Below are 14,990 nucleotides of genomic sequence, written 5' to 3'. Positions count from 1 at the left end.
TTGTTTAATTTTGATATTTGCTGTCAAAGAAGTTTGGCTTTCAGCTTAGAGCTTTTGTCCTGTGTAAATAGAGCGAACTTCACCATTCCGACGGACGATTGCTTCGCCGTTGTTGACTTCTACTAAAGTCCAGCCACTAGTACCAATTGTTTCGCCAACATTGATGCGCCGAGTTACGCCATCAACTTGAAATAAAGCCGCAGATTTCTTACCTAACTCCAGTACACCTTCTAAGGTATGACTGGGTGCAGGTTGAGGGTTGGAGGCTAAATATACCTGTTGGGGGGTTTTTGGTGATGCAGCTACACTCGTTACAGGCGCTGAAGCAGCCCGCAGTGGTGCAACTGGTAAGGCGGGAAGGGGACTGGCTGATTGTCTGACAGTAATTGGGGCTGTACGTACAGCTACAGGTTTGAGATCAGTACGCACAGCAGCCGCTAACATATTGACACTGACAGGTTTACCTGGTTGCTTGGCAGTGTTTAAAGCTGTTTTGACGGCATTCGGCTGAGTTGTTTGTTTGGCGTTGGCTATTGGTGGTAGAGGTAAGGGAGTTCCGGGAAGCCTTGGTAGCCCGTAGCGCATGGGTGAAGGCGCTTGATAGACAGGAATGTAGATACGTTCAACAACACTGTTTGCTGAACGGTTAGAGGTGGGGGCTGTATTGTTAGCGGTCAAGGGAGATGGTAAGTTACCGATGGGTGAACTACCAGCATAAGCAATGGTATTCGGGTTAGAGGTTATGCGGTTGCGAAAAGATGCTTGATTAGTTTTTCCGCTCTGTTGGTCGATGATGGCTAACGAACCCAGCATGTAATCGGCTAAATCTGCCTCAATTTCTGCTTTGGTGGGTAATTGGGTTCCTGACATGAAGGCGGTTTGCTGTGTCCATCTGCCAGTGATCAAAGAGAGAACTTCTGCCCGTAGTAGATAAATCGTACCAGCGATCGCAATCCCGATGGCTGTTCCTAAAATCACCAGCTTGCTGAAAGCCCGTTTGATTTTCGGTCGTCTGATTCCCGAAGTCATTACGGGAGTATCCACTACAACTGTACTAGGGTGCTGATTTCTGACTTGAGGAACGCCTTGTACAGTGCTGACCATATTGGGCAGGATAATCTGCGGTATGTTCAGCGTTTGCAGTGGCTCGTAATCTGAGTAATACCAATCGTTTACAGATGTTTCTTCTCTAGAACGCTGTGGTATGCGGCCACCATACCTCACAGTATGGGAAGATAAACTGCCACTGCCATCTAAAATGTCGTCAATATCGGCAAACAAATCATCCATCAAGCCATCAGCATAAATTTCGATTGACCAAGGCTCGTTGCTAATTAATTCTTCTGATGGTTCCGGAACGATGAGATGGTTGTTGAATTCTTGTAACATAGGCATGATTTTGGGTTTTGTTTGCCAGGATTAAGTAATGCTCTTAACTCCTGGAAATCAGGATTTTGCAAAAATATCAAACTGCCAGCCTAAACTTGACGAGTTTATTTTTATGTGGTATTAAATTCAACGTAGTCTAGAGATTGCTGTTGATGCCAGGAAAAAATTCGTGTCATCAATCATACCAATCCCCTCCCTTCTACTATACTCACCCTTGTTAAAACTTTAACTTACGTTAATGCCGGAAAGTCTGTCTGGTGTTTGGTTTTACGCAATTCCAAATATATTAACAGTGCGTTAATATCCGCAGGATTAACACCCCCGATACGGGCAGCCTGACCAATAGTCAGTGGTTTTACTTGAGTTAATTTTTCCCGTGCCTCTTTAGAGAGAGTATCAATTTTGCCATAATCTAAATCCGCAGGTAGCTGGCGGTGGGCTTGTCGGGCGGTTTGTTCAATTTGGTTTTGTTGTCTGGCGAGATAGCCAGAATATTTGATGTCGATTTCTGCACCTTCTCTCTCCGCCTGGGTGAGACTGGAATTACCCAAACCGTATTTATGCAGGTCAACATAATGAAATCCTGGTCGCCGTAGCAAGTCAGCGAGGGTGATAGAACCTTTGATGGCTTGTTGGGTATCAGAGGCGATCGCTTTTCCGACTTCATCATGTTCTTTGATGCGGGTGGTGTATAATCTTTCTTTCTCTGCTGTAATTTGAGCTTGTTTAGTGGTGAATAATTGCCAACGGCGATCGTCAACTAAACCAATTTCCCGTCCTAAAGGCGTTAAGCGTTGGTCTGCATTATCCGAACGCAACAGCAAGCGATATTCAGACCGACTGGTTAGCATCCGGTAAGGTTCTCGTAGGTCTTTTGTACACAAATCATCTAGTAACGTGCCGATGTAACTTTGCTCACGCGGAAATACAATCATTTCCTGACCACGCACAAATCGCGCCGCGTTAATTCCGGCTACAATTCCTTGGGCTGCGGCTTCTTCATAGCCTGTTGTCCCATTAATTTGACCAGCACAAAACAACCCAGCAATTTTCTTCGTCATCATTGTGGGATAACACTGAGTCGCAGGTAAATAATCATATTCAACTGCATAAGCTGGACGCAGCATCACACAATTTTCCAAGCCTGGTAGACTCCGCAACATTTGTAATTGCAGAGTTTCTGGCAGACCCGTGGAAAAACCTTGAATATATAATTCAGGAATATCTCGCCCCTCTGGTTCAATAAAGATTTGATGGCTTTCCTTATCAACAAAGCGCACAATCTTATCTTCAATACTGGGACAGTAACGCGGCCCTTTCGCCTCTACCCAACCACCATAAACGGGTGATAAGTGTAAATTCTCTCTAATTAAACGGTGGGTTTCGGCAGTAGTACGGGTCATGTGACAAGGCATTTGTTCCCGTTCTACCCACACTTCTTGGTCAAAGCTAAACCAGCGAACTTCTGCATCTCCCGGCTGAATTTCCATCTTACTGTAGTCAACCGATCGCTTGTCTACCCGTGCCGGTGTCCCAGTTTTTAACCTTCCTGTTTCAAAACCCAAACGATTTAAAGTTGCAGTCAAACCCTCAGCCGCAAATTCTCCCGCACGTCCCGCCGCCATTGATTTGTTACCAACCCAAATCTTGCCACCCAAAAAAGTACCAGTGGTCAAAATCACTGTTTTACATGCAAACGCCACGCCGAAATAAGTTTCCACACCCACAACTTCATCGTTAGCACCCAAAACTAAATCTGTCGCCATCCCTTCCCGAATGGTCAAGTTTTCTTGATTTTCCACAATGGCTTTCATCACCGCCGCATATTCGCGCTTGTCTGTTTGGGCGCGTAATGCCCAGACCGCAGGCCCCCGTGAAGAGTTAAGGACACGCTTTTGCAAATATGTACGGTCTGCCATTTTGCCAATTTCCCCACCCAAAGCATCTACCTCATGGGTTAACTGAGATTTAGCTGGGCCACCTACGGCGGGGTTACAAGGTTGCCAAGCAATTTTATCTAAATTCAGTGTTAATAGCAGAGTCCGACAACCAAGACGGGCAGAGGCCAAGGCGGCTTCGCAACCAGAGTGACCTGCACCGACGACAATCACATCATAAGCGTCTTGGAATTCAATGGAATTGTGCATGGTCATACTTATACAACAGCAAGCTAAGAGTCATTGATATTTTAGCTGATCCAGTGCTTTCCAGGATGCGCCTTGTTAATAAAAAAGCTATCAAAAGAGCTAGGCATATAGTAGTAGAGAAAATCTCAATTTTAGGAATTATAATTATTAACTAAGTTCTATTTAAGAATTTAGTTAAATCTAGCTTATATGTTCTGAATGCAACTATTTTTACAATGCTTGCACAGGATAGACTATTCAGTATATTTACAAATTTAAGTAATTAATGAAACGTCTAATTAAACCAGCAAAATTTATCTTGACTGCTATTTTTATTTGTTTGGCATTGGTAGCTAGTAACAGTCTGCAACGCCATCAATCAGTTAATAATTTACAGTCTGAAAATCAATGCTTAGTTGCATCTGTATCTGGCTGTAGTGCTAATGCCCAAGAACCAAACCTATCCCAACCTGTTGCTAATGAACCATTAAGCCCACAAGAAAATTTTGTGGCTGCAATTATGCAAAGCTTAAAGGTAATGCCCGCACCAGAAACTTATGAATATACTTTACTCCGTTCCTACGGGGCGGCATTTATCAATTCAACTAGTAATGTAAAATTACCGCCAAAGTTAATTTTTGATAATGAAGTTGATACTCAAGAATTTCAGTCACAATTAACACTAGAAAGAGTTGTTGATACAAAAGATTGTTATTTACAAAAATCAGCAGCCGATGCTTTAAATAAAGCTAGATTACAGTTTAATATTCCTCTTAAATCAGGCTATGGTGCGAGTGATTGTCTGCGTAGTTACGCCACAAATTTAAGATTTTGGCATAAATATGCCAATAATAAAACTTTAGAAAAAGTCAAAGAAGGTAAAGAAACAGCAATTCTAGGCGTAGTTGCACCACCTGGAACATCTCAGCATCTTTGGGGGTTAGCAATTGATTTAGGTGTATCTAATGCAAAACAAAGGCAAATTCTGAATCAAAATGGCTGGTTTCAAACTGTAGTTAAAGATGTACCGCACTGGACTTATCTTGGTGTATCAGCAGAAGATTTGCCAAAGTTGGGTTTTAAAAATCAAGTTATTCAAGGAATTACTTATTGGTTAACACCTTTGTCGTAGTGAGTATTAGATCCCCGACTTCTTTTAGAAGTCGGGGATCTGGGCGTATTCATCAAATATGAATCATCCATTTACTAATTTTTCAATCTCAATAAGTTTGTCGTAGTACTTCTTCTATTGAACCTAGCTTGTGAAACTTCTCAATTAATTCGTGGGATTTACTTTTTCGCTGTTCTAGCATTATTTTTAATGGGGTGAGCAATTTAACATCTGGGTCATCATTCAAAGCAACCTCGGATGCTTGTAGAATTTTTGTGGCATTAGCAAAAATCTCTTCATTATCAAAACCTTCCCTAGCCGAAAGCTGGTGCAAAGCTGCATCAGGTACAGTTAATCTCCCCTGTAGAGTTTCATCTAATATCAAACCTTTTAATAATGCCAATAAAGCTGCATAAATATTAAAATCATCACAACTATCAAACGCTTTAAATTCTATACGTCCAATTTCTGCTGGAATACGAGCAACTTTGGTTAATGATGGGATGCTAGGAATTAATTGTTCTGGTTTTTCCACGAAAACCAGTGTTGCTGAACGTTTACCTGTTCTAATAAAAGTTCTGACTGATAATCCTTCCCACAAACTACCATTGTAAAAAGGTGAACTATAAGTAAAAGGGACGATATAAGGACTGTAATAAGTTAACTTTTGACCAATATCAATTAACTTTTCTGTAGACATATCTGCTACAGAAATATTTAAATCTGGCCCGTAACTGACCATGTAAATATTAGCAGTTTGCTCGTCAGGATAAGCTTGTAGTTGTTTGATTTCAAAATCGTTTAATGGGGGTTGGGGTTCAAAAGCTGTTTTGTAAGGGTTAAAACTAGCTAAAACTGGTGTGTAACCAAAGCTAACTGCTAATTCTTGCAGTAACCGAAAACTTTCTGATAATTCATTCACCGCACCTTGAATATCAGTATGTATGGTGGTTCTAATTTCAATACCTTTGGCTAAACAATCTATTGGTTGATCAGAATCAGCAAATCTTTCAAACCCTTCAATGTACCATCTTTTCTTTTTAATTCCAGCATCTCCTACACGTAGTTGAGGATAATCATTAGGGTATATGGGTAATTTTTCAACAATTTGAGCAAAATCGGCAAATTTAGTGTGGGTAAAATCGGCAAATTTACCTTCTTGGTTTAAGAACGCGACTTCATGCTCAATCCCAAAATAAAACATAGCTGATACCTTTGCTAATTATGTGTTCGGCTATATATAGCAGTCATGTTTGATATGTGGACAAGGGAGACAAGGGAGGAGAGGGTAGACAAGGTAGAGAGATGTTGATAAATCATTTAGGGCTGTTTTGGGAATATTGTTGAACAACCCTTGCTGATGCTGTTTGAGGTGGGTGTCTGCTGACCTAATTGATGAATTTCTACATATTTGATATCTATTCTCAATAGTCTATGTTTAATACTTGACTATTTGAGTGTGCTGTGAGCAGTATTCAAAAGTCACAAGTTAACAATTGCCCAGTACCTCCCCTACCTAGATTAATTATCCTATTACAAATTTAAGTATAAAAATTCTCAAGATTATTTTAAGAGTAGTTTAACTTGCAATGTGATCAGGAAGCGATCGCACTTTACTTGTAGTTAACAAAACAGCAAATCTTAAAAGCCTGTGAGTTAACTGTGCAATCAGTTACCTTCAAGTTAGCCTAGTAATCACTGAAAGAAGCTTGAGGAGTAAATGTATGACTAGTGTTGTACAATCCCCATACAGTAGTGAACAAATAGCCGCTTGGTTGCGTGGGCTGCTAACCATTGCTTGGGCAGATGGCAACTTTGATGACCATGAACAGCAGTTTATTGCAAGTCTGACCAAAGAAGAATTAGCACCGAGCCTAAAATGGGAGTCTTTAGAGGTAATTACACCAGAAGACTTAGCCGCCGCCTTGGGTAAAGGTACACCAGCAGCCGAAAATTTTTTACGTACAGCAGTGATGGTAGCGATCGCTGATGGTACATATTCTCCTAGCGAAGATCAAGTATTACATCAATTTTGCCAAGTTTTAGAACTACCAGAAGATATTATTGAGGCCTTGCGCCATACCTTAGAAATTCAAGATCCGCTAGTCTCATCCAAAGCGCCACCCCACTTACCACTCGACTCACTACGCGACTGGTTAGATGGGCTAGATGTTCAAGACCCCAGAGTTGCCCGCTTTTTATGTAAAATGATTCCCTCTCAATGTCCTTTTGAACGAGATGTCACCTTATTTGGGCGTAAAATTGTCCACATTCCACCCTTGTGTAAGATTAATCCACTTTATGAACAACTAGTTGGTTTACGTTTCCGCTCCCTCTCCTATTTAGCAGATGAATGCGGCGAGGATGTTACGCCATATATTTGAGTGCTGAGTGCTGAGTGTTGAGTTAAAAGTAGAGAATAAAGATAAAGCATTGATTAAAAAACTTATAATTTAGAACTCACAACTCAGCACTGTAGAAATATGCAATTCATTGATCAAGTAGCAATTGAAGTTGAAGCAGGTAAAGGTGGCGATGGTATTGTCGCTTTCCGCAGAGAAAAATATGTGCCGGCTGGCGGCCCCTCTGGTGGAAATGGCGGACGCGGCGGTTCTGTGATATTCCAGTCCGTAGAAAACCTCCAAACCCTCCTGGACTTTAGATATAACCATCTATTTAAGGCAGAAAATGGTGGTCGAGGCGGCCCTAATAACCGTACTGGCGCATCCGGGAAAGATTTAATCATCGAAGTTCCCTGCGGTACAGTGATTTATGATGCGGAAACTGATGAAATCATCGGCGATTTAATTGCACCAGAACAAACTTTAATTATTGCTGAAGGCGGTAAAGGTGGACTAGGCAATCAACATTTTTTAAGTAACCGCAACCGCGCCCCAGAATACGCCCTCCCTGGTTTAGAAGGAGAAAAAAAGTCTCTCCGTTTGGAGTTAAAACTATTAGCAGAAGTTGGAATTATTGGTTTACCAAATGCTGGTAAATCGACTTTGATTTCCTCATTATCAGCAGCTAGACCCAAAATTGCTGATTATCCTTTCACCACTCTGATACCAAATTTGGGTGTCGTGCGGAAACCCACGGGTGATGGTACAGTTTTTGCTGACATTCCTGGACTAATTGAAGGTGCAGCCCAAGGTGCAGGTTTGGGACATGATTTTTTACGTCACATTGAACGCACAAGGGTACTATTGCATTTAATTGACGCAACTAGTGATGATGTCATCAGAGATTACAATACTATTCAACAAGAATTGCAAGCTTATGGACGCGGTTTAGCAGAGCGTCCGCAAATTTTAGCACTGAATAAAATTGACGCAGTTGATAGAGAAGAAGTTGATCTAGATGCGTTGGCTACTCAATTAAATCACCTTGCTTATGCTCCAGTTTTCTTGATTTCTGCGGTCACTCGTACTGGTTTAGAGCCAATGTTACAAGAAGTTTGGAATGTTATTGACCAAATTAATGCTATTGAAGCCGAGCAAGTGTTGAGTTGAGTTAACTTAAAATAAACAATAAATATACCCAGATAAATTATTTGTGTTTATCTGCGGTTAATTACTCATTATTTTCGTAGTTATGCAGTTACAAGAACAACGCTACTATTCGCCTGAAGAATATTTAGAATTTGAGGTTAATTCAGAGGAAAAGCACGAATATATTGACGGGCAAATTATTCTTATGCCAGGTGGAACACCAAATCATAATAAACTTGCTGGTAATTTGTATGCCGCAATCCTTTACGCTATCAAGCGTCTGCATTACGAAGTGTATTCTAGTGACCAGCGTATATGGATACCTCAGAAACGTATCCTTACTTATCCTGATGTATCGGTAGTGAAAACTCCTTTGGAATATCAAGAAGGAAGAAGGGATACTTTAATTAACCCAGTGTTTATTGCTGAGGTGTTATCAAAATCTACTAAAAGTTATGACCGCGACGAAAAGTTTGCTGCTTATCGGACAATTCCTAGTTTTCAAGAATATATTCTGATTGACCAATATAAAATCCACGTTGAGCAGTATTACAAAACCGATAATAATAAGTGGATATTTTCTGAATATGAAGATGCAAATCTGCTGTTGAATTTATCTTCTATTCCTTGTCAGGTTTTGCTGGGGGATATTTACGATAAGGTAGATTTTAGTGTAGAGGAGTAAAAACCTCACACAAAGGCTCAGAGAAGAGAAAGAGCGTTAGAGTTGTAATTGAGCATAAATGCGTAGACGCAATTAGTAGCTTGTCCTAGACATCGGTTTCTACTCAACTATGACTGACACCAAAATTAAGAAAAAAGGCAAATCTCTACCGCCAAAGCTCATTATTGGTTTAGGTAAGTTTGTCTGGACGACTCTTTGGCATATTATGATGTCCCGACTCGCCCCCCGCAGTCAATCAGGGGAATATATTCGTCCCGACAGTCAGTTTAGAAGTGTTGTGAGTCAAGCTGAAGGTAACATTTACCAACCAGCAGCAGGACGTTATAAACTTTATGTTGGCTTGGGTTGTCCTTGGGCGCATCGCACACTAGTTGTCAGGGCGCTCAAAGGGTTGGAAGATGTGATCTCAGTCGTAACAGTTGAACCTTCGGCGGAGTCTGGGGGTTGGGTATTTACGAGCGAAGATGAAGGTTGTCAAACTCTCGCCCAATTGTATCAGCTTGCCCTACCTGGTTACACTGGGCGCTGTACAGTTCCAGTTTTATGGGACAAACAAACCAAAACCATTGTCAATAACGAAAGTGCGGAAATTATAGTCATTCTGAACTCAGAATTTAATCAGTTGGCGACAAATCCCACACTCAATCTCTACCCAGACGAACTCAAAGAAAAAATTGACTGGTGGAATCAAAAGATTTACACAAATATTAATAATGGCGTTTATCGCTGTGGTTTTGCTCAAACTCAAGCTGCATACAACCAAGCTTGTGATCAATTATTCGATACATTGGATGAAATTGATGCAGCGTTGAATAATAGCCGATATCTTTGTGGTAACAATGTCACTTTAGCGGATGTACGTTTGTTTACAACGCTATTTCGCTTTGACATTGTGTACTATGGATTGTTTAAGTGTAACCGCCACCGCATTCAAGACTATCCCAATTTGGGAGGCTACTTACGCGACTTATATCAGTTACCAGGTGTGGCTGGAACTTGTGATTTAGAAAGTGTCAAGCAAGACTATTATGGCAATCTTTTCCCGCTTAACCCTGGTGGAATTGTGCCGACTGGCCCTGATATGGCATTTATGTTAAAACCACATGGGCGTTTTAGTAAAATAACTTAAATCTTGCTAACTGAACTTCTAAGGCTTTAATAATAATTTTATTGAGTTCGGTACTATTTTTGAATTGCAGAATTTGTTGTGTTGGTAAATCAAAAGGAATTTTACCTTCTAAATCTGGGCGCTGCATGTGTGCTAACAAAATTTGCTCAGAGCGTTTACTTTGAATTGCATAGCCAATTTCTACGCAAACATTGGGACTAGGAATTAATTGCTGATTTTCTTGGCTATCAATGCTGGCGATGGCTGTAGTGTCGGCTATAAACAATAAACTCTTGCGGATTTTTCGCATCATGGCTTTATTTAAGCGCAGAATGCCATCACTCGGTCTATAGGATTCTACTAATGTTAAAGGTAGACGCGATCGCAGATTCAAAATTTCCAAGCTTTTTTGCAATCCCTCGCGCAAGGCTTCACTGGCTGCACTATACTCAGTTTGATAGCAGAAAAAAATGGTTGGATCTAATTGCGCTAACAATGCTTGTTTGGTGAAATAAATTTCATGACTAATCAAGTCAATATTAGCTACACAATAACCACCGCTACCTTCAATATAAAATTCAATATTTTCCCCTTCTAAATAACGCTCAAACCACACAGATTTTTTCACGTCATCACTATCTTCTAAAAAGTCTGCTCGCAAAGCCGAACGCAGTAGACTTTTTTTACTGAGACGAATATCTGCTGGGCGTTTTTCCAGTTGTGCAATCGGTTCGTAATCTTGAAGATACCATGCTCTGAGCGCAATAATTGACATAAGGCGCTATTTGAATTATTTAACTGTTTATTTCCATAGAATTCAGAATTTGCTAGGCGAATTGCCATTTGAGCTTACAGAAGTTATGAATCTGAAGAAGTTGCACAACCCCCACTCAATAACTTACTGCTGAATTCTGGATTCTACATTTTACTGCAATTAGCTGGCTACTAGCTTACACTGATTTACCTAAATACAACAACACCCAAGCATCTACTAGCTAAGATTATTTCCTCCTCTTGTTTCTTCTAGACAGGGATGCAACGTCTTTCACCACTTAAAACAAGCAATGAAAACCAGTTTACAGCGCCCCCTGATTTTCAATATTTGAGGAAATATCAGCGATCGCGTTGGGTGTTGTTGGGTTTGTACGAGACAGACATAAATTCAACAGCGTTTTACCTCTTCTTTTATTGCAATCTAGCTGTTTTATCTGCCAGGAAAGCCTAATTAGCTTTATTTATTAGAGTAACATTCAGTAGATTAGTATGGATATTTATGCAATTAAACTTTACTTTGAACAGGAGAATATCTAGCTGAACAGTCAGAAGTCATTACTGATAAATATTGGGTTGACCCGAATAAAATGACTTGTGATTTTTTGTTTTCAAAATAACACAAATGTTAAGAATATTTTTATTGTTATTACACTTTATGGAGAAAAGTAAAAACTCATCAGCTATTGTAAATCCATCTCTAGGTCTATTCTACAGCCTGCTTTTCTCTATTATTGATATGATGCAACAATCGAATTGGAATCTCAATCCAAAACTCTGTTCCTTTACCTATTTCAGAAATACAATCCATCATTCCACCATGTTTTTCAACAATAATTTGGTAACTAATTGCCAAGCCCAAACCTGTACCTTTACCTACTGCTTTGGTGGTGAAAAATGGATCAAAAATGCGTTTTCTGACATCTTCTGTCATTCCTGGCCCATTATCTGCGATGCGAATTAATATGCGTGATGTGTCATTAGCTAGTCTAGTAGAAATTGAAATCTTTGGCTTAGGAAGCTGAAATTTTTCCTGGGCTAAATCTCCTTGATTCTCCAAGACATCAATAGCATTTGTCAGAATGTTCATAAAGACTTGATTGATTTGTCCTGCATAACATTCTATCAATGGTAAATCACCATAATCTTTAAGAACATCAATGCCTGTAAAATTAGTAGTTGATTTCAGACGATGTTGCAAAATTAATAAAGTATTATCTATACCTTCATGTAAGTCAACTGGTTTATTTTCGGCTTCATCTAAGCGGGAAAAGTTGCGTAAAGATAAGACAATAGAACGAATGCGATCGGCTCCAACTTGCATGGAAGAAATCATTTTTGGTAAATCATCCGCCAAAAATTCTAAGTCAATGCTTCTAGCAGTGGAAATAATCTCAGCATGAGGTTGAGGATAGTGCAGTTGATAAAGCTCGATCATTTTTAACAAGTCTTGAGTATACCGATTTGCATAGTGTAAGTTACCGTAGATAAAGTTAACTGGGTTGTTAATTTCGTGGGCTACACCTGCTACTAGCTGACCCAAACTGGACATTTTTTCAGTTTGAATTAATTGCGTTTGTGCTGCTTGCAGTTCTAGTAAAGTTTGTTCTAATTGTGTAGCTTTTGCTCTGGCTTCGGCTTCAGATAGACAACTTTGTTCATAAAGTTGAGCTTGCTGAATTGCGATCGCAGCTTGATCTGCCAACTGTTGTAGTAAATTTATTTCTGTATCTTGCCAATCTCTGGACTTGGCACACTGATGCACAATCAGCAAACCCCAAAGTTGCAAACCAATATTGATGGGAACAACTAAATTAGCTTGTACTTGTATACTCTGTAAAAAATCTCGGTGACAATCACTTATAGAAGCTGTATTGACATTATTAATAGCTTTAACTTTACCTTGTGATAATAAAACTGTTGATTCATCGGGGATACAGCCTGCTGGTGTGGGAATTCCCAAAGTTGATAACCAAGATCCGTTGATTTCTTCAACAATTACCTGACCCTCAGATTCATCAGTTTTTTGATAAATCAGAACCCTGTCAGAATTAAGCAGTGAACGGACTTCATGAACAATAGTTTGTAAAGTAGTTTTCAAATCTAATGAACGGCGAATTTGTTCAGAAACTTGTTTAATTACCTTAGTAAACAATAAGGATTTTTCTAATTCCGCCGTTTTCTCTTGTACCCACAGTTCTAAATTGGCATTGAGTGTTTGTACTTCTTGGTACATTTGTTGTTGCTGAATAGCAATCGAAAAGCTATGAGACAAAGCCTGAGCAAGAGAAATTTCTTCATCTGTCCAAGCGATCGCTTGTCCTTTTTTTTCTTCTCGCCACACATCAAAAGAAATTTGTGGTAATTGTTGTTGGGGATTTTGTTCGCGTCGTCCAGCCCACAAGATTTCGGTGTTGAATTCTGGGCGAAACACACTCAACACACCAATGAATTTTTGGCGATAATGCAGAGGTATGACTAACATACCCCGAATTTGGGTTAACTGAAACGCAAATACCAAAACACGCAAATGTGCTTCATGGTAAAGATTGGTGGTCATCCAAATTTGACCTTGTTTGCATTCATCCATCCATTTTTGCCAAACAGGATGTTGTTCGATGATGCTAGTTTCTAACTCGAATGGAATTGTTGGTTGTTCGCCAAAGGTGTAAACTTCTGTGGTTGGTTCAATGTAAAGGCGGCCACCTATACCATCTAAGGCTGTGATCGTTTCTTCCAAAGCAGACTGTAATTCTAGTTTTGGTAATTGATGCAGTAGGGTCGTAACACGATTAATCGTCTCTTCTCGCTTTTGTCTTGCTAAAGTTTGGCTATAAAGATTACTTTGAGCAATAGCGATCGCTACTTGATCAACAACTTGCTGGACTAGAATCAGTTCTGCTGGCGCAATTTCTCGTGGTTGACTGTGGTGTGCTACCAATAGCCCCCAAAGCATTGGTTTGAGAGAATCACCTTGAACTTCGCTATGTAAAATTGGCACCACTAGCGAAGACTGCACCCCCATTGCTGTTAAATATTGAATGTGACAGGGGTCTACTTTTTGATCGTAGATATTTTCGCTTTCTAGAAGTTCTTCTTTAGCTGTGGGCGCTGGCAAAGATAACCCTAATTTGCCCTTCGATACATCCACAATTATCCGTGGCTGTCCTGATAACAGCATTTTTCTACTTTCCAGAGGAATATCGGCAGATGGAAAGTGCAACCCAATTAAGGATGGTAGTACTTGATCAGTCAGAGATTCAGCAATAACTTCACCACTACCATCAGCATCAAACCGATATATCATCACTCGGTCTGTAGCCAAAAACAAACGGATTTCGGCAACGGTAGCTGTTAAAATATCTGCCAGTTCCAGCGATCGCCTAATCCGGTTAATTATCCGGTGTAATAAACCCTCTTGACCAAAGGGAGGCTGCGAACCGCTTGGGTTATCAGTATATTCCATTGCCTACTAAACCTATAAAAAATAATTAAACTATGTTAGAAAAGTGCTGCTATACCCAGAGCCGCCATTTCTATCTTTGACTTTTAATAACAACGAGAAAATATTAATTGTCAACTAATTTTATACCTACTACAAAATGATGTATTCGGTAGGATTATGTAAATCAAGCAATTCCAAAATTGTCTCGATGAATCTAATTTTTTTTATAATTTTTTAATTTTTAATCGTCTCAATTAAGTAAATTTAGTGAAATAGTCTCTCAATTTTGTTGATTTAGGGAATGTCAGCATTCCCCCTTTCAGTACTCCGATACTTTTATGTGTATCTAATCTTGGCGACAATCCCTGGTAATTACGGTGTAAAGGCGTAAGTGACGAATTTCTTCGCGTACGTTCATCAGAATTTTACCTAGATGGTTATGACCAGTTTTATCTTGACCACAACCCCAAAAATAGTCAGTAGGAGAATTTTCCACAATCGTCTCATCGCCTGTGGCTAGTAAAACTTCTCGAATATCATTATGGGTAAGAAATTTTTTGAGTACTGCTTCCCGCATAACTTGAGTTTTCACCAAATCCCAATCTAAACGTACTGTCCTGGAACTACAACGCCCCAAGGCTGCGGCTTCTTCTGGTGTGGCAGCAGCATGAATCACAGGTATAATTGCTGCATCTTTGCTACCTACAAACTTTTGGGCTTGATAATAATGCTCAACTGTTGACCAATAAGTACCTTGGATTTGGATGGGATGGGAGGAAAAGTTAGAAAAACAGCCGTAAGGCTGCCAAACTTTGTAAAAGTAAATAGTCATTTGAAAATTTATGTTCATATATATTCAATCTA

Annotated in this window: 11 protein-coding genes; 5 read left to right on the top strand and 6 right to left on the bottom strand. The window is 39.9% G+C overall.

All coding sequences use genetic code 11. The features are described 5' to 3' along the window. Positions 1-45: 45 nt before the first annotated feature. Both H6G75_RS24735 and mnmG read right to left on the bottom strand, forming a co-directional pair. A complete protein-coding gene (locus tag H6G75_RS24735; protein WP_313934908.1) occupies positions 46-1,395 on the bottom strand; it encodes a hypothetical protein in 1,350 nt (449 codons plus the stop codon). A 224-nt stretch (positions 1,396-1,619) separates the two neighbouring features. Next, positions 1,620-3,542, bottom strand: a complete 1,923-nt coding sequence (mnmG, locus tag H6G75_RS24730; protein ID WP_190982585.1) for a tRNA uridine-5-carboxymethylaminomethyl(34) synthesis enzyme MnmG — start codon at positions 3,540-3,542, stop codon at positions 1,620-1,622. Between the two features lie 259 nt (positions 3,543-3,801). Between mnmG and H6G75_RS24725 the strand changes: the two genes are divergently transcribed. Continuing rightward, on the top strand, positions 3,802-4,647 hold the full coding sequence (locus H6G75_RS24725; protein WP_190982584.1) for a D-alanyl-D-alanine carboxypeptidase family protein: 846 nt from the start codon (positions 3,802-3,804) through the stop codon (positions 4,645-4,647). Between the two features lie 88 nt (positions 4,648-4,735). On the opposite strand, the gene H6G75_RS24720 is transcribed toward H6G75_RS24725, so the two are convergent. Next, positions 4,736-5,830 carry a glutamate--cysteine ligase gene (locus H6G75_RS24720; protein WP_190982583.1) on the bottom strand — a complete coding sequence of 365 codons (1,095 nt, stop codon included), beginning with the start codon at positions 5,828-5,830 and terminating at the stop codon, positions 4,736-4,738. Positions 5,831-6,350: 520 nt separating this feature from the next. Here H6G75_RS24720 and H6G75_RS24715 point away from each other — a divergent pair. From H6G75_RS24715 to H6G75_RS24700, 4 genes are all read left to right on the top strand, one after another. Beyond that, the gene (locus H6G75_RS24715) at positions 6,351-7,010 is read left to right on the top strand and encodes a Mo-dependent nitrogenase C-terminal domain-containing protein (RefSeq protein ID WP_190982582.1); all 660 of its coding nucleotides are present in this window, start codon (positions 6,351-6,353) and stop codon (positions 7,008-7,010) included. A gap of 99 nt (positions 7,011-7,109) precedes the next feature. Further along, positions 7,110-8,138, top strand: coding sequence for a GTPase ObgE (gene obgE, locus H6G75_RS24710; RefSeq protein ID WP_190982581.1), 1,029 nt, complete (start codon positions 7,110-7,112; stop codon positions 8,136-8,138). Between the two features lie 82 nt (positions 8,139-8,220). Continuing rightward, complete coding sequence (locus H6G75_RS24705) at positions 8,221-8,802, top strand: Uma2 family endonuclease (protein ID WP_190982580.1); 582 nt, start codon at positions 8,221-8,223, stop codon at positions 8,800-8,802. A gap of 109 nt (positions 8,803-8,911) precedes the next feature. Next, positions 8,912-9,931, top strand: coding sequence for a glutathione S-transferase family protein (locus H6G75_RS24700; RefSeq protein ID WP_190982579.1), 1,020 nt, complete (start codon positions 8,912-8,914; stop codon positions 9,929-9,931). Here H6G75_RS24700 and H6G75_RS24695 read toward each other — a convergent pair. From H6G75_RS24695 to H6G75_RS24685, 3 genes are all read right to left on the bottom strand, one after another. Next, a complete protein-coding gene (locus H6G75_RS24695; protein WP_190982578.1) occupies positions 9,915-10,685 on the bottom strand; it encodes a hypothetical protein in 771 nt (256 codons plus the stop codon). The two genes, H6G75_RS24700 and H6G75_RS24695, sit on opposite strands and share 17 nt — an antisense overlap. 702 nt (positions 10,686-11,387) lie before the next feature. Further along, complete coding sequence (locus H6G75_RS24690; protein WP_190982577.1) at positions 11,388-14,147, bottom strand: GAF domain-containing protein; 2,760 nt, start codon at positions 14,145-14,147, stop codon at positions 11,388-11,390. 325 nt (positions 14,148-14,472) lie between these two features. Next, complete coding sequence (locus tag H6G75_RS24685; RefSeq protein WP_190982576.1) at positions 14,473-14,958, bottom strand: NADAR family protein; 486 nt, start codon at positions 14,956-14,958, stop codon at positions 14,473-14,475. Positions 14,959-14,990: the final 32 nt, after the last annotated feature.

It is taken from the genome of Nostoc sp. FACHB-280 (assembly GCF_014697615.1).
Classification (GTDB): domain Bacteria; phylum Cyanobacteriota; class Cyanobacteriia; order Cyanobacteriales; family Nostocaceae; genus Nostoc_B.
Note: the sequence above shows the minus strand (reverse complement) of the source record. Positions and strands in the feature narration are given on the sequence as shown.

What these genes read in the sequence shown, in the direction of transcription:
- H6G75_RS24735 (WP_313934908.1), bottom strand. Translation starts at nt 1,395, where the DNA reads ATGCCTATGTTACAAGAATTCAACAACCATCTCATCGTTCCGGAACCA.
- mnmG (WP_190982585.1), bottom strand. Translation starts at nt 3,542, where the DNA reads ATGACCATGCACAATTCCATTGAATTCCAAGACGCTTATGATGTGATT.
- H6G75_RS24725 (WP_190982584.1), top strand. Translation starts at nt 3,802, where the DNA reads ATGAAACGTCTAATTAAACCAGCAAAATTTATCTTGACTGCTATTTTT.
- H6G75_RS24720 (WP_190982583.1), bottom strand. Translation starts at nt 5,830, where the DNA reads ATGTTTTATTTTGGGATTGAGCATGAAGTCGCGTTCTTAAACCAAGAA.
- H6G75_RS24715 (WP_190982582.1), top strand. Translation starts at nt 6,351, where the DNA reads ATGACTAGTGTTGTACAATCCCCATACAGTAGTGAACAAATAGCCGCT.
- obgE (WP_190982581.1), top strand. Translation starts at nt 7,110, where the DNA reads ATGCAATTCATTGATCAAGTAGCAATTGAAGTTGAAGCAGGTAAAGGT.
- H6G75_RS24705 (WP_190982580.1), top strand. Translation starts at nt 8,221, where the DNA reads ATGCAGTTACAAGAACAACGCTACTATTCGCCTGAAGAATATTTAGAA.
- H6G75_RS24700 (WP_190982579.1), top strand. Translation starts at nt 8,912, where the DNA reads ATGACTGACACCAAAATTAAGAAAAAAGGCAAATCTCTACCGCCAAAG.
- H6G75_RS24695 (WP_190982578.1), bottom strand. Translation starts at nt 10,685, where the DNA reads ATGTCAATTATTGCGCTCAGAGCATGGTATCTTCAAGATTACGAACCG.
- H6G75_RS24690 (WP_190982577.1), bottom strand. Translation starts at nt 14,147, where the DNA reads ATGGAATATACTGATAACCCAAGCGGTTCGCAGCCTCCCTTTGGTCAA.
- H6G75_RS24685 (WP_190982576.1), bottom strand. Translation starts at nt 14,958, where the DNA reads ATGACTATTTACTTTTACAAAGTTTGGCAGCCTTACGGCTGTTTTTCT.